This window comes from Bacillus sp. FSL K6-0138 (assembly GCF_037982765.1).
In the GTDB taxonomy this organism is placed as follows: Bacteria; Bacillota; Bacilli; order Bacillales; family Bacillaceae; genus Bacillus; species Bacillus glycinifermentans.
In genome coordinates, this window is sequence record NZ_CP150286.1 from 131,330 (window position 1) to 148,780 (window position 17,451).

25 protein-coding genes are annotated in these 17,451 nt (G+C 45.2%); all 25 read left to right on the plus strand.

Annotation, left to right across the window (positions count from 1 at the left end):
* Positions 1 to 39 precede the first annotated feature (39 nt).
* Positions 40 to 3,639 (plus strand): DNA-directed RNA polymerase subunit beta', encoded by a 3,600-nt coding sequence (rpoC, locus tag MHB78_RS00715; protein ID WP_046128848.1) that lies wholly within the window; start codon positions 40 to 42, stop codon positions 3,637 to 3,639.
* A 121-nt stretch (positions 3,640 to 3,760) separates the two neighbouring features.
* Complete coding sequence (locus MHB78_RS00720; protein ID WP_046128849.1) at positions 3,761 to 4,009, plus strand: 50S ribosomal protein L7ae-like protein; 249 nt, start codon at positions 3,761 to 3,763, stop codon at positions 4,007 to 4,009.
* A gap of 104 nt (positions 4,010 to 4,113) precedes the next feature.
* Positions 4,114 to 4,530, plus strand: a complete 417-nt coding sequence (gene rpsL, locus MHB78_RS00725; protein ID WP_006640313.1) for a 30S ribosomal protein S12 — start codon at positions 4,114 to 4,116, stop codon at positions 4,528 to 4,530.
* Positions 4,531 to 4,694: 164 nt separating this feature from the next.
* The gene (rpsG, locus tag MHB78_RS00730) at positions 4,695 to 5,165 is read left to right on the plus strand and encodes a 30S ribosomal protein S7 (protein WP_006640314.1); all 471 of its coding nucleotides are present in this window, start codon (positions 4,695 to 4,697) and stop codon (positions 5,163 to 5,165) included.
* 48 nt (positions 5,166 to 5,213) lie between these two features.
* Entirely contained in the window at positions 5,214 to 7,292 is a 2,079-nt protein-coding gene (gene fusA / locus MHB78_RS00735; protein ID WP_006640315.1) for an elongation factor G, read from the plus strand.
* Positions 7,293 to 7,410: 118 nt separating this feature from the next.
* Positions 7,411 to 8,598: an elongation factor Tu gene (tuf, locus tag MHB78_RS00740; RefSeq protein WP_046128850.1), complete on the plus strand. Its 1,188-nt coding sequence runs from the start codon at positions 7,411 to 7,413 to the stop codon at positions 8,596 to 8,598.
* A gap of 344 nt (positions 8,599 to 8,942) precedes the next feature.
* The gene (gene rpsJ / locus MHB78_RS00745) at positions 8,943 to 9,251 is read left to right on the plus strand and encodes a 30S ribosomal protein S10 (RefSeq protein ID WP_003156464.1); all 309 of its coding nucleotides are present in this window, start codon (positions 8,943 to 8,945) and stop codon (positions 9,249 to 9,251) included.
* 37 nt (positions 9,252 to 9,288) lie between these two features.
* Positions 9,289 to 9,918, plus strand: a complete 630-nt coding sequence (rplC, locus tag MHB78_RS00750; RefSeq protein WP_046128851.1) for a 50S ribosomal protein L3 — start codon at positions 9,289 to 9,291, stop codon at positions 9,916 to 9,918.
* Between the two features lie 27 nt (positions 9,919 to 9,945).
* Positions 9,946 to 10,569: a 50S ribosomal protein L4 gene (gene rplD / locus MHB78_RS00755; RefSeq protein WP_046128852.1), complete on the plus strand. Its 624-nt coding sequence runs from the start codon at positions 9,946 to 9,948 to the stop codon at positions 10,567 to 10,569.
* A complete protein-coding gene (gene rplW, locus MHB78_RS00760; RefSeq protein WP_006640319.1) occupies positions 10,569 to 10,856 on the plus strand; it encodes a 50S ribosomal protein L23 in 288 nt (95 codons plus the stop codon). The genes rplD and rplW overlap by 1 nt, the downstream gene beginning before the upstream one ends.
* Before the next feature lie 31 nt (positions 10,857 to 10,887).
* Positions 10,888 to 11,721: a 50S ribosomal protein L2 gene (gene rplB, locus MHB78_RS00765; protein ID WP_046128853.1), complete on the plus strand. Its 834-nt coding sequence runs from the start codon at positions 10,888 to 10,890 to the stop codon at positions 11,719 to 11,721.
* A 57-nt stretch (positions 11,722 to 11,778) separates the two neighbouring features.
* The gene (gene rpsS, locus MHB78_RS00770; RefSeq protein WP_006640321.1) at positions 11,779 to 12,057 is read left to right on the plus strand and encodes a 30S ribosomal protein S19; all 279 of its coding nucleotides are present in this window, start codon (positions 11,779 to 11,781) and stop codon (positions 12,055 to 12,057) included.
* A gap of 17 nt (positions 12,058 to 12,074) precedes the next feature.
* A complete protein-coding gene (gene rplV, locus MHB78_RS00775) occupies positions 12,075 to 12,419 on the plus strand; it encodes a 50S ribosomal protein L22 (RefSeq protein WP_046128854.1) in 345 nt (114 codons plus the stop codon).
* A 3-nt stretch (positions 12,420 to 12,422) separates the two neighbouring features.
* Positions 12,423 to 13,079: a 30S ribosomal protein S3 gene (rpsC, locus tag MHB78_RS00780; protein ID WP_046128855.1), complete on the plus strand. Its 657-nt coding sequence runs from the start codon at positions 12,423 to 12,425 to the stop codon at positions 13,077 to 13,079.
* A gap of 1 nt (position 13,080) precedes the next feature.
* Positions 13,081 to 13,515 carry a 50S ribosomal protein L16 gene (gene rplP, locus MHB78_RS00785; protein WP_006640324.1) on the plus strand — a complete coding sequence of 145 codons (435 nt, stop codon included), beginning with the start codon at positions 13,081 to 13,083 and terminating at the stop codon, positions 13,513 to 13,515.
* A complete protein-coding gene (gene rpmC, locus MHB78_RS00790) occupies positions 13,505 to 13,705 on the plus strand; it encodes a 50S ribosomal protein L29 (protein ID WP_003178343.1) in 201 nt (66 codons plus the stop codon). The genes rplP and rpmC overlap by 11 nt, the downstream gene beginning before the upstream one ends.
* A gap of 24 nt (positions 13,706 to 13,729) precedes the next feature.
* A complete protein-coding gene (gene rpsQ, locus MHB78_RS00795; protein ID WP_006640325.1) occupies positions 13,730 to 13,993 on the plus strand; it encodes a 30S ribosomal protein S17 in 264 nt (87 codons plus the stop codon).
* 40 nt (positions 13,994 to 14,033) lie between these two features.
* Complete coding sequence (gene rplN / locus MHB78_RS00800; protein ID WP_026586062.1) at positions 14,034 to 14,402, plus strand: 50S ribosomal protein L14; 369 nt, start codon at positions 14,034 to 14,036, stop codon at positions 14,400 to 14,402.
* Between the two features lie 36 nt (positions 14,403 to 14,438).
* The gene (gene rplX / locus MHB78_RS00805) at positions 14,439 to 14,750 is read left to right on the plus strand and encodes a 50S ribosomal protein L24 (protein ID WP_003178350.1); all 312 of its coding nucleotides are present in this window, start codon (positions 14,439 to 14,441) and stop codon (positions 14,748 to 14,750) included.
* Positions 14,751 to 14,775: 25 nt separating this feature from the next.
* Positions 14,776 to 15,315, plus strand: a complete 540-nt coding sequence (gene rplE / locus MHB78_RS00810; protein WP_046128856.1) for a 50S ribosomal protein L5 — start codon at positions 14,776 to 14,778, stop codon at positions 15,313 to 15,315.
* Between the two features lie 22 nt (positions 15,316 to 15,337).
* Positions 15,338 to 15,523, plus strand: coding sequence for a 30S ribosomal protein S14 (gene rpsN, locus MHB78_RS00815; protein ID WP_003178353.1), 186 nt, complete (start codon positions 15,338 to 15,340; stop codon positions 15,521 to 15,523).
* A gap of 31 nt (positions 15,524 to 15,554) precedes the next feature.
* Entirely contained in the window at positions 15,555 to 15,953 is a 399-nt protein-coding gene (gene rpsH / locus MHB78_RS00820; protein ID WP_006640329.1) for a 30S ribosomal protein S8, read from the plus strand.
* A gap of 29 nt (positions 15,954 to 15,982) precedes the next feature.
* Entirely contained in the window at positions 15,983 to 16,519 is a 537-nt protein-coding gene (rplF, locus tag MHB78_RS00825; protein ID WP_046128857.1) for a 50S ribosomal protein L6, read from the plus strand.
* 32 nt (positions 16,520 to 16,551) lie between these two features.
* Positions 16,552 to 16,914, plus strand: coding sequence for a 50S ribosomal protein L18 (rplR, locus tag MHB78_RS00830; RefSeq protein WP_046128858.1), 363 nt, complete (start codon positions 16,552 to 16,554; stop codon positions 16,912 to 16,914).
* A 24-nt stretch (positions 16,915 to 16,938) separates the two neighbouring features.
* Positions 16,939 to 17,439 (plus strand): 30S ribosomal protein S5, encoded by a 501-nt coding sequence (gene rpsE / locus MHB78_RS00835; RefSeq protein ID WP_046128859.1) that lies wholly within the window; start codon positions 16,939 to 16,941, stop codon positions 17,437 to 17,439.
* Positions 17,440 to 17,451: the final 12 nt, after the last annotated feature.

The window sequence follows — 17,451 nt, forward strand, 5'->3', positions numbered from 1 at the left end:
CATGGGTATAACCCGAAGATTGAAAGGGAGGTAGGCCCCTTGCTGGATGTGAACAATTTTGAGTATATGAACATCGGTCTCGCTTCACCTGACAAAATCCGTTCATGGTCTTACGGAGAAGTGAAAAAGCCTGAAACAATCAACTATCGTACTTTGAAACCTGAAAAAGATGGTCTGTTCTGCGAGCGCATTTTCGGTCCCCAAAAGGACTGGGAATGCCATTGCGGAAAGTACAAGCGGGTTCGTTATAAAGGCGTTGTTTGTGACCGTTGTGGAGTTGAAGTAACCCGGGCTAAAGTCCGTCGTGAGAGAATGGGGCATATCGAACTGGCTGCCCCGGTTTCTCACATCTGGTATTTTAAAGGAATCCCAAGCCGCATGGGTCTTGTGCTGGATATGTCTCCGCGCGCATTGGAAGAAGTCATCTACTTTGCTTCTTATGTCGTAACAGACCCGGCAAACACGCCGCTTGAGAAAAAACAGCTTCTTTCTGAAAAAGAATATCGTGCATACCTCGATAAATACGGCAATAAGTTTCAAGCTTCAATGGGAGCTGAAGCAATTCACAAGCTCCTTCAGGATATCGACCTCGAAAAAGAAGTCGATATGCTTAAAGAAGAGCTGAAAACGTCTCAAGGACAGCGCCGCACCCGTGCGATCAAGCGCCTTGAAGTGTTGGAGGCTTTCCGTAATTCCGGAAACAAACCATCTTGGATGATCCTTGATGTTCTTCCGGTTATTCCTCCTGAGCTGAGACCAATGGTGCAGCTTGACGGCGGACGTTTTGCGACTTCCGATCTGAACGATTTGTACCGCCGTGTTATCAACCGCAACAATCGTTTAAAACGTCTTCTGGATCTTGGAGCGCCTAGCATCATCGTTCAAAACGAGAAGCGCATGCTTCAGGAAGCCGTTGACGCATTAATCGATAACGGACGCAGAGGCCGTCCTGTTACCGGTCCGGGGAACAGACCGTTAAAATCCCTTTCTCACATGCTGAAAGGTAAACAAGGCCGTTTCCGTCAAAACCTTCTCGGTAAACGTGTTGACTACTCAGGCCGTTCGGTTATCGTCGTAGGTCCGAACCTGAAAATGTATCAATGCGGACTGCCGAAAGAAATGGCTTTGGAACTGTTCAAGCCTTTCGTAATGAAAGAGCTTGTTGAAAAGGGCCTTGCCCATAACATTAAGAGTGCGAAGCGCAAAATTGAGCGCGTTCAGCCTGAAGTCTGGGATGTTCTTGAGTCAGTCATCAAGGAGCACCCGGTTCTTCTCAACCGTGCACCTACGCTTCACAGACTTGGGATTCAGGCGTTTGAACCAACGCTTGTTGAAGGCCGTGCCATCCGTCTTCACCCTCTTGTATGTACAGCGTACAACGCTGACTTTGACGGTGACCAAATGGCGGTCCACGTTCCTTTATCAGCAGAGGCGCAAGCTGAAGCCCGCATCCTTATGCTTGCTGCGCAAAACATCCTGAACCCGAAAGACGGAAAACCGGTTGTTACGCCGTCTCAGGATATGGTGCTTGGAAACTACTACCTCACGCTTGAACGCCCTGGCGCTGTCGGCGAAGGCATGATTTTCAAAGATACGGATGAAGCGCTGCTTGCTTACCAAAACGGATATGTTCATTTGCATACGAGAGTGGCCGTTGCGGTCAACTCGCTGAAAAATGAAACATTCACTGAAGAACAGCGTTCAAAACTTTTGATCACGACAGTCGGAAAGCTGATCTTCAACGAGATTCTTCCGCCGTCGTTCCCATACATTAATGAACCGACGAAGAGCAACATTGAGGAAAAAACGCCTGAGCGCTTCTTCCTTGATTACGGCGCCGATGTAAAAGAGGCAATCCGCAATCAGGAAATCAACGCGCCGTTCAAAAAAGGCATATTGGGTAAAATCATTGCGGAGATCTTCAAAAGATTCCACATTACCGAAACGTCCAAAATGCTTGACCGCATGAAAAACCTCGGCTTTAAATATTCAACAAAAGCCGGAATTACGGTCGGTGTTTCCGATATCGTCGTTTTGGATGACAAACAGGAAATCCTTGAAGAAGCCCAAGGAAAAGTCGACAACGTCATGAAGCAGTTCAGACGCGGTCTGATTACGGAAGAAGAGCGTTATGAACGCGTCATCTCCATCTGGAGCGCGGCTAAGGATACGATCCAAGGCAAGCTGATGAAGTCCTTGGATGAAATCAACCCGATCTACATGATGAGTGACTCTGGAGCCCGGGGTAACGCCTCGAACTTTACGCAGCTTGCGGGAATGCGCGGACTGATGGCCAACCCGGCCGGACGGATTATCGAGCTCCCGATCAAATCAAGCTTCCGCGAAGGCTTAACAGTATTGGAGTACTTTATCTCCACTCACGGTGCGCGTAAAGGTCTTGCTGATACAGCCCTTAAGACAGCTGACTCAGGTTACTTAACGCGACGTCTCGTAGACGTTGCCCAAGACGTCATCATCCGTGAGACGGATTGCGGTACTGACCGCGGTATCCTTGCGAAAGCCATCACGGAAGGTACAGAAGTAATCGAGCGTCTTGAAGAGCGCCTCATCGGCCGCTTTGCGAGAAAGCCTGTCAAACATCCTGAAACAGGGGAAATCCTTGTGAAGGAAAACGAGCTGATCGACGAAGACAAAGCAATGGAAATCGTTGAAGCAGGCATTGAAGAAGTGTGGATCCGTTCCGCATTTACATGTAATACGTCACACGGGGTATGTAAACGATGCTACGGCCGCAACCTTGCGACAGGAACCGATGTTGAAGTCGGTGAAGCAGTCGGAATCATCGCTGCCCAATCCATCGGTGAGCCGGGTACACAGCTTACAATGCGTACCTTCCATACGGGCGGTGTTGCCGGAGACGATATTACACAAGGTTTGCCGCGTATTCAGGAATTGTTTGAAGCGCGTAACCCTAAAGGTCAGGCGACGATCTCCGAAATTGACGGTGTCGTAGCCGAAATTAATGAAGTCCGTGACAAACAGCAGGAAATCGTGGTGCAGGGCGAAGTTGAAACCCGTTCATACACTGCGCCTTACAATGCACGCCTGAAAGTAACCGAAGGCGAGAAGATTTCCCGCGGTCAAGTCCTGACAGAAGGTTCGGTTGACCCGAAAGAGCTTCTGAAAGTAACGGATATCACGACGGTTCAGGAATATCTTCTGCACGAGGTGCAAAAGGTTTACCGTATGCAGGGGGTTGAAATCGGGGATAAACACGTCGAAGTTATGGTTCGCCAAATGCTTCGCAAAGTTCGTGTCATCGATGCCGGCGACACAGAAGTGCTGCCTGGTACATTGCTCGATATTCACCAGTTTACCCAAGCGAACAAAAAAGTGTTGCTTGAAGGAAAACGACCTGCGACAGGACGTCCTGTACTGCTCGGTATCACCAAAGCATCGCTTGAAACGGATTCCTTCCTGTCCGCCGCATCATTCCAGGAAACAACACGCGTCCTGACAGATGCAGCGATCAAAGGAAAACGCGATGAACTTCTCGGCCTGAAAGAGAATGTTATCATCGGTAAACTTGTTCCGGCTGGAACGGGTATGCTGAACTACCGCAAAGTAAAGCCGGTTTTACAAGTTGAATCTTCAGAAGAAATGGTTCCGGCAGAATAGATTTAAAATATCCTAAAGAAGGATGTCACTAAAAATTGTCATACTGTGTTGACATCCTTCTTTCAGGATGATAATATAACCAAGGTGCTCAATTTAAACCTGTTACTTTGGAGGATGTATAATGTCTTATGATAAAGTATCACAGGCTCAATCTATTATTATCGGTACGAAGCAGACAGTTAAAGCTCTCAAACGCAATTCTGTCAAAGAAGTTGTCGTAGCGAAAGACGCAGATCCTTGTCTGACGACAGGTGTTATCAATCTGGCAAACGAACAAGGCATTCCCGTCTCCATGGCAGATTCCATGAAGAAGCTCGGCAAAGCCTGCGGAATTGAAGTCGGAGCGGCAGCTGTTGCCATTATTCAATAACGTACTCGTTGTTTTTGCTTGCATGCAAAGACATTGTTTTTTGGTTTTAAATGAACCACCTGGGTATGTGGGTTATAAAACATGATGAAGGGAGGAAATACAACATGCCTACAATTAATCAGTTAGTACGCAAGGGACGCGTGAACAAAGTAGAAACTTCAAAGTCTCCTGCACTTAACAAAGGATACAACAGCTTTAAGAAAGAGCACACTAACGTATCTTCACCACAAAAACGCGGGGTATGTACTCGTGTTGGTACAATGACACCGAAGAAGCCGAACTCAGCGCTTCGTAAATATGCCCGTGTTCGCTTAACAAACGGAATCGAGGTTACTGCCTACATTCCTGGTATCGGACACAACCTGCAAGAGCACAGTGTCGTATTGATCCGCGGCGGACGTGTTAAAGACTTACCGGGGGTACGCTACCACATCGTGCGTGGCGCGCTTGATACTGCCGGAGTTGAAAACCGTGCACAAGGCCGTTCTAAATACGGTACAAAACGTCCTAAGAAAAAATAATTCAGTTTAAATACAAAGAAAAGGGTTTTTAAAAGCGGGGAAATCTGGCAAAGCTGTTAGGGTATCGGACTTCCGCGGGAAGCGGATGTTTCCGTGCTGTATCAGATGCCGTGAAAAACCCCCCTCTGCTTGAAACCCGTAACAAGAGAAGGGAGGCTAATCAGATGCCACGTAAAGGTCCTGTAGCAAAAAGAGACGTTTTGCCTGATCCAATTTACAACTCTAAGCTGGTTACTCGTTTGATCAACAAAATGATGATCGACGGTAAAAAAGGCAAAGCTCAAACAATCCTATACAAGTCATTCGATATCATTAAAGAACGTACCGGCAACGATGCAATGGAGGTTTTCGAACAAGCATTGAAAAACATCATGCCTGTACTTGAAGTTAAAGCACGCCGTGTAGGTGGTGCGAACTACCAAGTGCCTGTAGAGGTTCGTCCTGAACGTCGTACGACTCTTGGACTTCGCTGGTTAGTAAACTACGCTCGTCTCCGCGGAGAAAAAACGATGGAAGAGCGTTTGGCTAACGAAATTTTAGATGCAGCCAACAATACTGGCGCTGCTGTTAAGAAACGTGAAGATACTCATAAGATGGCTGAAGCGAACAAAGCGTTTGCTCACTATCGCTGGTAATCTTACGCGACAAAATATTATTTCCTAGAAGGAAGGAGAAAAGACCCAATGGCAAGAGAGTTCTCCTTAGAAAAAACTCGTAATATCGGAATCATGGCTCACATCGATGCCGGTAAGACGACTACAACAGAACGTATCTTGTTCTATACAGGCCGTATCCACAAAATTGGTGAAACTCATGAAGGGGCTTCCCAAATGGACTGGATGGAGCAGGAACAAGAACGCGGTATCACGATTACATCTGCTGCGACGACAGCACAATGGAAAGGACACCGCGTTAACATCATCGATACACCAGGACACGTAGACTTCACGGTTGAAGTTGAACGTTCCCTGCGCGTACTTGATGGTGCCGTTGCCGTTCTTGACGCGCAATCCGGCGTTGAGCCGCAAACTGAAACAGTTTGGCGTCAGGCGACAACTTACGGAGTACCTCGTATCGTATTTGTCAACAAAATGGACAAAACCGGTGCGGATTTCCTTTACTCTGTAGGAACTCTTAGAGACCGTCTTGAGGCGAACGCTCACGCGATCCAATTACCGATTGGCGCTGAAGACAACTTCGAAGGGATCATTGACCTTGTAGAAAACGTTGCGTACTACTACGAAGATGATCTTGGAACACGCTCTGATGCGCGTGAAATCCCTGCTGAGTACAAAGACAAAGCCGAAGAGCTTCGCGCAAGCTTGATTGAAGCTGTTGCTGAGCTTGACGAAGAGCTTATGATGAAGTACTTGGAAGGCGAAGAAATCACAGTTGACGAGCTGAAAGCGGCAATCCGCAAAGGAACTTGTAACGTAGAATTCTACCCGGTTCTATGTGGTTCAGCTTTCAAAAACAAAGGTGTTCAATTAGTGCTTGACGCAGTTCTTGACTACCTGCCAGCTCCGACTGACGTACCGGCAATCAAAGGTATTCTGCCTGATTCTGATGAAGAGGTTACTCGTGAGTCTTCTGACGATGCTCCTTTCTCAGCATTGGCGTTCAAAGTTATGACTGACCCTTACGTTGGTAAGCTGACGTTCTTCCGTGTGTACTCAGGAACGCTTGATTCCGGTTCATACGTAAGAAACTCAACAAAAGGCAAACGTGAGCGCGTCGGACGTATCCTGCAAATGCACGCCAACAGCCGTGAAGAAATCTCAACTGTATACGCAGGGGATATCGCAGCAGCTGTAGGTCTAAAGGATACGACAACTGGTGACACGCTATGCGACGAGAAAAACCTTGTTATCCTGGAATCAATGGAATTCCCTGAGCCTGTTATCCACGTTGCGATCGAGCCTAAATCTAAGGCAGACCAAGACAAAATGTCTACTGCACTGGCTAAACTGGCTGAAGAGGATCCAACGTTCCGTGCGCATACTGACGCTGAAACAGGCCAAACGATCATCGGCGGTATGGGTGAGCTTCACCTTGATATCATCGTTGACCGTATGAAACGCGAATTTAAAGTGGAAGCCAACGTCGGTGCTCCTCAAGTTGCGTATCGCGAAACATTCCGTGCGAGCGCGCAAGTTGAAGGTAAATTCGTACGTCAATCCGGTGGACGCGGACAATTCGGTCACGTTTGGATTGAATTCTCTCCAAACGAAGAAGGAAAAGGCTTTGAATTCGAAAATGCAATCGTCGGCGGTGTCGTTCCTCGTGAATACATTCCGGCTGTTCAAGCAGGGCTTGAAGATGCACTGCAAAACGGTGTTATCGCAGGCTACCCTGTCATCGATATCAAAGCAAAACTGTTTGATGGTTCTTACCACGATGTCGACTCTAACGAAATGGCGTTTAAAATCGCTGCTTCCATGGCGCTTAAAAACGCGGCAAGCAAGTGTAACCCGGTTATTCTTGAGCCGATCTCCAAAGTTGAAGTCGTTATCCCAGAAGAATACATGGGAGACATCATGGGTGACATCACATCACGCCGCGGTCGCGTAGAAGGTATGGAAGGACGCGGAAACGCTCAAGTCGTTCGCGCGATGGTTCCACTTTCTGAAATGTTCGGTTACGCTACGGCGCTCCGTTCAAACACACAAGGACGCGGTACGTTCACAATGGTCTTCGATCACTACGAAGAAGTGCCTAAGAGCATCGCTGATGAGATCATCAAAAAAAATAAAGGCGAATAATTGATTTTGCCGCTTCATTAAAGTATAACTACTATTGTAAGATGAGAAAGTGAAACACAGCTTTCACTTTCTATCACTCTATATATTAAAATAAACCCTTTTAAGGAGGATTTTCAGAATGGCTAAAGAAAAATTCGACCGTTCCAAATCACATGCCAACATCGGTACAATTGGACACGTTGACCATGGTAAAACTACATTAACTGCAGCTATCACAACTGTTCTATCTAAATCAGGTAAAGCAGAAGCTCGTGCATACGATCAAATCGACGGTGCTCCAGAAGAGCGTGAGCGCGGAATCACAATCTCTACTGCACACGTTGAGTACGAAACTGACACTCGTCACTATGCACACGTTGACTGCCCAGGACACGCTGACTATGTTAAAAACATGATCACTGGTGCTGCGCAAATGGACGGAGCGATCCTAGTTGTTTCTGCAGCTGACGGTCCAATGCCACAAACTCGTGAGCACATCCTTCTTTCTCGTAACGTAGGCGTGCCTTACATCGTTGTATTCTTGAACAAATGCGACATGGTAGACGACGAAGAGCTTCTTGAACTAGTTGAAATGGAAGTTCGCGATCTTCTTTCTGAGTACGAATTCCCTGGTGACGATGTACCAGTTATCAAAGGTTCTGCTCTTAAAGCTCTTGAAGGCGACGCTCAATACGAAGAAAAAATTCTTGAGCTTATGGCTGCTGTTGACGAGTACATCCCAACTCCAGAACGTGAAACTGACAAACCGTTCATGATGCCTGTTGAGGACGTATTCTCAATCACTGGTCGTGGTACTGTTGCTACTGGTCGTGTAGAACGCGGTCAAGTTAAAGTCGGTGACGAAGTTGAAATCATCGGTCTTCAAGAAGAAAACAAGAAAACAACTGTTACAGGTGTTGAAATGTTCCGTAAGCTTCTTGACTATGCTGAAGCTGGAGACAACATCGGTGCGCTTCTTCGCGGTGTAGCTCGTGAAGAAATCCAACGTGGCCAAGTACTTGCTCAACCAGGTACAATCACTCCACACAAAAAATTCAAAGCTGAAGTTTACGTTCTTTCTAAAGAAGAAGGCGGACGTCACACTCCATTCTTCTCTAACTACCGTCCTCAGTTCTACTTCCGTACAACTGACGTAACTGGTATCATTCAGCTTCCAGAAGGCGTAGAAATGGTTATGCCTGGAGACAACATTGAAATGAACGTTGAACTGATCTCAAACATCGCGATCGAAGACGGTACTCGCTTCTCTATCCGTGAAGGCGGACGCACTGTTGGTTCAGGCGTTGTTACTTCAATCGTTGAATAATACTTATAAAATGAAAAACGAGATCCGCTAGGGTCTCGTTTTTTTATTTGGGCGTCCTTAGTTCATGTGTGATTATACTAGATATAATGGGAGAATTTTTCCGCTGATAAGTCCTTGATAACCTGAGGTTTGATCTGTATAATTAAAAAAGTGTGCAAATGCCGGTAATATTGAATATTGCCTTGCAACATGCCTATAAATTTTGTATAATAGTGCATGTTGGTCTTTGACTGCGATGAAGTGAGAGGTTGCTGACACACCCGGCCGCTTTGCCATGGCAAGGTGATTCAGGTTTTTCTCACGGAGAATTGTCTAATGTAAGTAGGCGAAAAGGAGGGAAAATAATGGCAAAACAAAAAATTCGTATTCGTTTAAAAGCGTATGATCATAGAATCCTTGATCAATCCGCTGAAAAGATTGTTGAAACGGCTAAACGCTCCGGTGCCAGCGTATCTGGTCCGATCCCGTTGCCAACTGAGAAATCAGTATACACAATCCTTCGTGCGGTGCACAAATACAAAGATTCTCGTGAGCAATTTGAAATGCGTACACATAAACGTTTAATCGACATTGTGAACCCAACACCGCAAACTGTCGATGCTCTTATGCGTTTGGATTTACCATCTGGTGTTGATATCGAAATTAAACTTTAATCTAAATATAGAATGATCTTAACAGGAGGTGTGACGAATGACCAAAGGAATCTTAGGAAGAAAAATTGGTATGACGCAAGTTTTCGCAGAAAACGGTGATCTTATTCCGGTAACTGTTATCGAAGCTGCAGCTAACGTTGTACTTCAAAAGAAAACAGTTGAAAACGACGGTTATGAAGCGATCCAAATCGGTTTTGAAGACAAGCGTGAAAAGCTTGCCAACAAGCCGGAAAAAGGACACGTCGCAAAAGCGGAAACTGCACCTAAGCGCTTCGTTAAAGAATTACGCGGAGTGGATATGGATGCGTATGAAGTTGGTCAGGAAGTCAAAGTTGATATTTTCTCTAACGGAGATATCGTAGATGTAACAGGAATTTCAAAAGGTAAAGGTTTCCAAGGTGCAATCAAACGCCACGGACAATCTCGCGGACCTATGTCTCACGGTTCCCGCTACCATCGTCGTCCTGGTTCAATGGGACCGGTAGACCCTAACCGTGTATTCAAAGGAAAGCTGTTGCCTGGACGTATGGGCGGAGATCAAATCACTGTTCAAAACCTTGAAATCGTAAAAGTTGATGCTGAGCGCAATCTTCTTTTAGTTAAAGGTAACGTTCCTGGTGCAAAAAAATCACTAGTCACTGTAAAAAGTGCTGTTAAATCTAAATAATTCTCTTAGGAAAGGAGGAAATTGATCATGCCAAAAGTAGCATTATACAACCAAAACGGTTCTACTGCTGGTGATATCGAATTAAACGACTCTGTATTTGGAATCGAGCCGAATGAGAGCGTGGTATTCGACGCTATTATTATGCAAAGAGCTTCCTTGCGACAAGGAACTCACAAAGTCAAAAATCGTTCTGAAGTTAGTGGCGGAGGTCGCAAACCTTGGCGTCAAAAAGGTACTGGGCGTGCCCGTCAGGGATCTATCCGTTCACCGCAATGGCGCGGAGGTGGTATCGTATTCGGTCCGACACCACGCAGCTATTCTTATAAATTACCGAAAAAAGTTCGCCGCTTGGCAATCAAATCAGCATTGTCTTCTAAAGTGCAGGACAACAACTTGATCGTTCTTGAAGATCTTACTCTTGATGCGGTTAAAACAAAAGAAATGGCAGCCATCCTTAAAGGTCTGTCTATCGAGAAAAAAGCTTTAATCGTAACTGCAGATGCTAACGAAACAGTTGCGCTATCTGCTCGCAACCTTCCGGGAGTTACGGTCGTTGAAGCTAACGGAATCAACGTTCTCGATGTTGTCGGTCACGAGAAGCTTGTGATGACAAAAGCAGCGGTTGAAAAAGTAGAGGAGGTGCTTGCATAATGAAAGATCCTCGTGATGTTCTTAAGCGCCCCGTCATTACTGAACGTTCTGCTGATTTAATGGCTGAAAAGAAATATACGTTTGAAGTAGACGTTAAAGCTAATAAAACAGAAGTGAAAGACGCAGTTGAAGAAATCTTTGGAGTGAAGGTTGAAAAAGTCAACATTATGAACTACAAAGGGAAATTCAAACGTGTCGGCCGCTACTCTGGTATGACAAACCGTCGCAGAAAAGCAATTGTGAAGCTTACTGCAGACAGCAAAGAAATCGAAATTTTTGAAGCTTAATCACTTGTAAAAAGAAGGAGGGAAATTCAAAATGGCGATTAAAAAGTACAAACCGACCTCAAACGGACGTCGCGGCATGACATCTTCTGATTTCGCTGAAATCACGACAGATCAGCCGGAAAAATCCTTGCTTGCCCCGCTTCACAAAAAAGGCGGACGCAACAACCAAGGTAAATTGACTGTACGTCATCAAGGCGGCGGACATAAACGCCAATACCGTATTATCGACTTCAAACGCGATAAAGATGGTATACCTGGACGCGTTGCTACAGTTGAATACGATCCAAACCGTTCAGCGAACATTGCTCTAATTAACTATGTAGACGGAGAAAAACGCTACATTCTGGCTCCTAAGGGCCTGCAAGTAGGAACTGAAATTATGTCAGGACCAGAAGCTGACATTAAAGTAGGTAATGCACTTCCACTTATCAACATCCCTGTTGGTACAGTTGTGCACAACATCGAATTAAAACCTGGAAAAGGCGGACAGCTTGTACGCTCTGCTGGTACATCTGCCCAAGTTCTTGGTAAAGAAGGTAAATACGTTCTTGTACGTCTTAACTCCGGTGAGGTACGCATGATTCTTTCTGCTTGCCGCGCTTCGATCGGTCAAGTGGGTAACGAACAGCACGAACTGATCAACATCGGTAAAGCGGGACGTTCACGCTGGAAAGGCGTTCGCCCTACAGTTCGCGGTTCTGTAATGAACCCTAACGATCACCCGCACGGCGGTGGTGAAGGACGCGCTCCAATCGGACGTAAATCACCTATGTCTCCATGGGGTAAACCAACTCTTGGATTCAAAACCCGTAAGAAAAAGAACAAATCAGATAAATTCATCGTACGTCGTCGTAAAAATAAATAACGGGGTTGTCTACGGTTCTTATCGGACCGTAGTGCAATCACGAAGGGAGGTTCCAAAATGGCTCGCAGCTTGAAAAAAGGACCATTTGTCGATGATCATCTAATGACAAAAATCGAGAAATTAAATGAAACGGATAAGAAGCAAGTTGTAAAAACTTGGTCTCGCCGTTCTACAATTTTCCCGCAATTTATCGGTCACACAATCGCAGTCTATGACGGACGCAAACATGTGCCTGTTTACATCTCTGAAGATATGGTAGGTCACAAGTTGGGTGAATTCGCACCGACTCGTACTTACAAAGGTCATGCTAGTGATGACAAAAAAACAAGACGCTAATGAGAGGAGGCTTTTAAATGCAACAAGCTAAAGCTGTCGCAAGAACAGTCCGTATTGCTCCTCGTAAGGCACGTCTAGTAATGGACCTGATTCGAGGCAAGCAAGTAGGTGAAGCAGTATCGATTTTGAACCACACGCCAAAAGCTGCTTCCCCGATTATTGAAAAAGTTTTAAAATCTGCTGTCGCTAACGCTGAGCACAACTATGAGATGGATGTTAACAACCTGGTTGTTACTCAAGCTTACGTGAACGAAGGCCCTACGTTGAAAAGATTCCGTCCTCGCGCTATGGGACGTGCAAGCCAAATCAACAAACGTACGAGCCACATTACTATCGTTGTATCAGAAAAGAAGGAGGGATAACTCGTGGGTCAAAAGGTAAATCCAGTCGGTCTTCGTATCGGAGTCATTCGTGATTGGGAATCTAAGTGGTTCGCTGGCAAAGATTACGCTGACTTCCTTCATGAGGATCTTAAAATCCGTGAATTTATTAATCAACGCCTGTCTGACGCTTCTGTTTCTAAAGTGGAAATCGAGCGTGCGGCAAACCGTGTAAACATTACGATCCACACAGCTAAGCCTGGTATGGTTATCGGTAAAGGCGGTTCTGAAGTCGAAGCGCTTCGCAAAGCCCTTAACAACCTTACTGGCAAGCGTGTACACATCAACATTCTTGAAATCAAAAAAGCTGATCTTGACGCTCAGCTGGTTGCAGACAATATCGCTCGTCAATTGGAAAACCGTATTTCATTCCGTCGTGCGCAAAAGCAACAAATCCAACGCACAATGCGCGCTGGTGCACAAGGTGTGAAAACGATGGTATCCGGTCGTCTTGGCGGCGCAGATATCGCCCGTTCTGAATACTACAGTGAAGGAACTGTTCCATTGCACACATTGCGTGCTGACATCGACTATGCTACATCAGAAGCTGACACAACTTACGGCAAGCTTGGTGTAAAAGTCTGGATCTATCGTGGAGAGGTTCTTCCTACTAAGAAGAAAACTGAGGAAGGAGGAAAATAATATGTTAATGCCAAAACGCGTTAAATATCGCAGAGAGCATCGCGGAAAAATGCGCGGCCGTGCCAAAGGCGGCACTGAAGTGCATTTCGGTGAATACGGTATCCAAGCTCAAGAAGCTTCTTGGATCACAAACCGCCAAATCGAAGCTGCCCGTATCGCGATGACTCGTTACATGAAACGTGGCGGTAAAGTTTGGATCAAAATTTTCCCTTCTAAACCATACACAGCTAAGCCTCTAGAGGTTCGGATGGGTTCCGGTAAAGGTGCTCCTGAAGGATGGGTAGCTGTTGTAAAACCGGGCAAAGTTTTATTTGAAATTTCTGGTGTGTCTGAGGAAGTCGCTCGTGAAGCTCTTCGTCTTGCATCTCACAAATTGCCAATTAAAACGAAGTTCGTAAAACGTGAAGAAATTGGTGGTGAATCAAATGAAAGCTAATGAAATTCGTGACCTTACCACTGCTGAAATTGAACAAAAAGTAAAGTCTCTTAAAGAAGAACTTTTCAATCTTCGCTTTCAATTAGCGACAGGACAACTTGAAAACACTGCTCGCATCCGTGAAGTGCGCAAGTCAATCGCGCGCATGAAAACTGTGATTCGGGAAAGAGAAATTGCTGCCAACAAATAATTCCGGAGGGAGGTTCTCTAAAACATGAGCGAACGCAATCAGCGCAAAGTTTACCAAGGACGTGTCGTTTCTGACAAAATGGATAAAACCATCACTGTTGTTGTAGAAACTTACAAAAAACACCCTCTTTACGGTAAACGCGTAAAGTACTCTAAAAAATTCAAAGCACATGATGAAAATAATCAGGCTAAAATCGGAGACATCGTAAAGATCATGGAAACTCGTCCATTATCTGCGACTAAACGTTTTCGTCTAGTTGAAGTTGTCGAAGAAGCTGTTATTATCTAATAAAGTTCGGAAACCTTTTTCCGAAGGGAGGTAACAAATAATGATTCAACAAGAGACTCGTTTAAAAGTAGCTGACAACTCTGGTGCTCGTGAAGTTCTGACGATCAAAGTTCTTGGCGGTTCCGGACGTAAAACGGCTAACATCGGTGATGTCATTGTTTGCACGGTTAAACAAGCAACACCAGGAGGCGTTGTCAAAAAAGGTGATGTCGTAAAAGCTGTTATCGTTCGTTCAAAAAGCGGTGCGCGCAGAAACGACGGATCTTACATCAAATTCGATGAGAATGCATGTGTTATCATCCGTGACGACAAAAGCCCGCGCGGAACTCGTATCTTCGGACCTGTAGCACGTGAACTTCGTGACAACAACTTTATGAAAATTGTTTCTCTAGCTCCAGAAGTACTTTAATGATATCAATGCCGGACTTAAGGAGGTGCGATCAGGATGCATGTTAAAAAAGGCGATAAAGTAATGGTTATCTCTGGTAAAGATAAAGGGAAACAAGGAGTGATCCTTGCAGCGTTCCCTAAAAAAGACCGCGTAATCGTTGAGGGTGTCAACATGGTGAAGAAGCACTCTAAACCGACGCAAGCAAATCCTCAAGGCGGAATTTTAAACCAAGAGGCGCCAATTCATGTGTCAAACGTAATGCCGCTCGATCCTAAAACAGGTGAAGTGACTCGCGTAGGATACAAAGTTGAAAATGGCAAAAAAGTTCGTATTGCAAAAAAATCTGGGCAAGTTCTAGATAACTAGTAATAAAGGAAGGGAGGTCTATCTCATGAACCGCCTTAAAGAAAAATACACTAAAGAAATTACACCTGCATTAATGAACAAGTTTAATTACAAATCTGTGATGCAAGTGCCAAAAATCGAAAAAATCGTAATCAACATGGGTGTTGGTGACGCTGTTCAAAACGCTAAAGCGATCGATAGCGCTGTTGAAGAATTAACGTTTATCGCAGGTCAGAAACCTGTCGTTACTCGTGCGAAGAAATCTATTGCTGGATTCCGTCTTCGTGAAGGAATGCCGATCGGTGCGAAAGTAACTCTTCGCGGAGAGCGCATGTATGATTTCCTTGATAAACTGATTTCTGTTTCTTTACCACGTGTACGCGACTTCCGCGGTATCTCTAAAAAGTCTTTCGACGGACGTGGAAACTACACGCTGGGAATTAAAGAACAGCTGATCTTCCCTGAAATTGACTATGATAAGGTAACTAAAGTTCGCGGTATGGACATCGTTATCGTAACGACTGCCAATACGGATGAAGAAGCTCGTGAACTATTAACTCAATTAGGTATGCCATTCCAGAAATAATCAATGAAAGGGAGGCGAAATCGTGGCTAAAAAGTCAATGATTGCGAAACAAAAACGCACACCGAAGTTTAAAGTGCAAGAGTACACTCGCTGCGAACGCTGCGGCCGTCCGCACTCTGTAATTCGTAAATTTAAACTTTGCCGTATTTGTTTCCGTGAACTTGCATATAAAGGACAAATTCCTGGCGTTAAAAAAGCCAGCTGGTAATCCCCGTTAATGGGAAGGAGGTTATTAAATAATGGTTATGACAGATCCGATTGCAGATATGCTGACTCGTATTCGTAATGCAAACATGGTACGTCATGAGAAGCTTGAAATCCCCGCTTCTAAATTGAAAAGAGAAATCGCTGAAATCTTGAAAAGAGAAGGTTTCATCCGTGACGTAGAATACATTGAAGACAACAAACAAGGCATCATCCGTGTATTCTTGAAATACGGACAAAACAACGAACGTGTCATCACTGGTCTTAAAAGAATCAGCAAACCTGGTCTGCGCGTATACGCTAAGTCAAACGAAGTGCCTCGCGTACTGAACGGACTTGGAATCGCGATTCTTTCTACATCACATGGTGTGTTAACAGATAAAGAAGCCCGCGCTAAACAAGCTGGCGGAGAAGTTTTAGCATACGTTTGGTAAGAAGTTTAACATGAATGGAGGTGCTTGGTATGTCTCGTGTAGGTAAGAAGCTACTTGAGATTCCTTCTGGCGTTACAGTTACTCTTAACGACAACACTGTAACCGTGAAAGGACCAAAAGGAGAATTAACTCGTACGTTTCATCCTGATATGAACATTAAAATTGAGGACAATGTACTTACTGTAGAACGTCCTTCTGATAACAAAGAACATCGCGCGCTGCATGGTACGACACGCAGCATCATCGGAAACATGGTTGAAGGTGTATCTAAAGGTTTTGAAAGAGGTTTGGAATTAGTCGGTGTCGGTTACCGTGCTTCTAAGTCCGGAAACAAACTTGTTTTGAACGTTGGATACTCTCATCCGGTAGAAATCGTTCCTGAAAACGGAATTGAAATCGAAGTTCCGTCTCAAACGAAAATAGTCGTAAAAGGTACAGATAAAGAGCGTGTTGGAGCAACTGCTGCAAACATCCGCGCTGTACGTTCTCCAGAGCCTTACAAAGGCAAAGGGATCCGCTATGAAGGAGAAATGGTTCGTCGTAAAGAAGGTAAATCTGCTAAGTAAAACCGCTTAAAGTGAGAAAGGAGTGACTCTGGATGATTACGAAAACAAGCAAGAATGCTGCACGTCTTAAAAGACACGCCCGTGTTCGCGCGAAGCTTTCAGGAACGCCTGAGAGACCTCGCCTAAATGTTTTCCGTTCAAACAAACATATCTACGCACAAGTGATCGATGACGTGAACGGTGTTACACTTGTGAGTGCATCTACTCTTGATAAAGACTTTGACGCTGAAAAAAGCAGCGATACGTCTGCGGCTGCAAAAGTTGGAGAGCTTGTTGCAAAACGCGCTTCTGAGAAAGGTATTAAAAACGTCGTGTTCGACCGTGGCGGATACCTGTATCATGGACGTGTAAAAGCATTGGCTGACGCTGCACGCGAAGCTGGTCTGGAATTTTAATAAAAGAAGGAGGGACATGTGAATATGCGTCGTATTGACCCAAGCAAATTAGAGTTAGAAGAACGCTTAGTTACGGTTAACCGCGTAGCGAAAGTTGTTAAAGGTGGTCGTCGTTTCCGTTTCGCAGCTCTAGTCGTTGTCGGTGACAAGAACGGTCACGTCGGATTCGGAACTGGTAAAGCACAAGAAGTGCCGGAAGCGATCCGCAAAGCTGTTGAAGATGCGAAAAAGAATTTGATCGAAGTACCAATGGTTGGAACTACAATTCCACACGAAATCATCGGACATTTCGGTGCAGGAAACATCTTGTTAAAACCTGCTTCTGAAGGTACGGGAGTTATCGCTGGAGGCCCAGTACGTGCGGTGCTTGAGCTTGCCGGTGTATCTGATATCCTTTCTAAATCTTTAGGTTCTAACACACCGATCAACATGATCCGTGCAACAATCCAAGGATTGAGCGAACTGAAGCGCGCTGAGGATGTTGCGAAGCTTCGTGGAAAATCTGTAGAAGAACTGTTAGGATAAGGAGGGAACATT

What these genes read in the sequence shown, in the direction of transcription:
- rplC (WP_046128851.1), top strand. Translation starts at nt 9,289, where the DNA reads ATGACCAAAGGAATCTTAGGAAGAAAAATTGGTATGACGCAAGTTTTC.
- rplE (WP_046128856.1), top strand. Translation starts at nt 14,776, where the DNA reads ATGAACCGCCTTAAAGAAAAATACACTAAAGAAATTACACCTGCATTA.
- rplN (WP_026586062.1), top strand. Translation starts at nt 14,034, where the DNA reads ATGATTCAACAAGAGACTCGTTTAAAAGTAGCTGACAACTCTGGTGCT.
- fusA (WP_006640315.1), top strand. Translation starts at nt 5,214, where the DNA reads ATGGCAAGAGAGTTCTCCTTAGAAAAAACTCGTAATATCGGAATCATG.
- rplR (WP_046128858.1), top strand. Translation starts at nt 16,552, where the DNA reads ATGATTACGAAAACAAGCAAGAATGCTGCACGTCTTAAAAGACACGCC.
- rplP (WP_006640324.1), top strand. Translation starts at nt 13,081, where the DNA reads ATGTTAATGCCAAAACGCGTTAAATATCGCAGAGAGCATCGCGGAAAA.
- rpsL (WP_006640313.1), top strand. Translation starts at nt 4,114, where the DNA reads ATGCCTACAATTAATCAGTTAGTACGCAAGGGACGCGTGAACAAAGTA.
- rplX (WP_003178350.1), top strand. Translation starts at nt 14,439, where the DNA reads ATGCATGTTAAAAAAGGCGATAAAGTAATGGTTATCTCTGGTAAAGAT.
- rpsH (WP_006640329.1), top strand. Translation starts at nt 15,555, where the DNA reads ATGGTTATGACAGATCCGATTGCAGATATGCTGACTCGTATTCGTAAT.
- rplD (WP_046128852.1), top strand. Translation starts at nt 9,946, where the DNA reads ATGCCAAAAGTAGCATTATACAACCAAAACGGTTCTACTGCTGGTGAT.
- rpmC (WP_003178343.1), top strand. Translation starts at nt 13,505, where the DNA reads ATGAAAGCTAATGAAATTCGTGACCTTACCACTGCTGAAATTGAACAA.
- tuf (WP_046128850.1), top strand. Translation starts at nt 7,411, where the DNA reads ATGGCTAAAGAAAAATTCGACCGTTCCAAATCACATGCCAACATCGGT.
- rpsG (WP_006640314.1), top strand. Translation starts at nt 4,695, where the DNA reads ATGCCACGTAAAGGTCCTGTAGCAAAAAGAGACGTTTTGCCTGATCCA.
- rplV (WP_046128854.1), top strand. Translation starts at nt 12,075, where the DNA reads ATGCAACAAGCTAAAGCTGTCGCAAGAACAGTCCGTATTGCTCCTCGT.
- rpsJ (WP_003156464.1), top strand. Translation starts at nt 8,943, where the DNA reads ATGGCAAAACAAAAAATTCGTATTCGTTTAAAAGCGTATGATCATAGA.
- MHB78_RS00720 (WP_046128849.1), top strand. Translation starts at nt 3,761, where the DNA reads ATGTCTTATGATAAAGTATCACAGGCTCAATCTATTATTATCGGTACG.
- rplB (WP_046128853.1), top strand. Translation starts at nt 10,888, where the DNA reads ATGGCGATTAAAAAGTACAAACCGACCTCAAACGGACGTCGCGGCATG.
- rpsQ (WP_006640325.1), top strand. Translation starts at nt 13,730, where the DNA reads ATGAGCGAACGCAATCAGCGCAAAGTTTACCAAGGACGTGTCGTTTCT.
- rpsS (WP_006640321.1), top strand. Translation starts at nt 11,779, where the DNA reads ATGGCTCGCAGCTTGAAAAAAGGACCATTTGTCGATGATCATCTAATG.
- rpsE (WP_046128859.1), top strand. Translation starts at nt 16,939, where the DNA reads ATGCGTCGTATTGACCCAAGCAAATTAGAGTTAGAAGAACGCTTAGTT.
- rplW (WP_006640319.1), top strand. Translation starts at nt 10,569, where the DNA reads ATGAAAGATCCTCGTGATGTTCTTAAGCGCCCCGTCATTACTGAACGT.
- rplF (WP_046128857.1), top strand. Translation starts at nt 15,983, where the DNA reads ATGTCTCGTGTAGGTAAGAAGCTACTTGAGATTCCTTCTGGCGTTACA.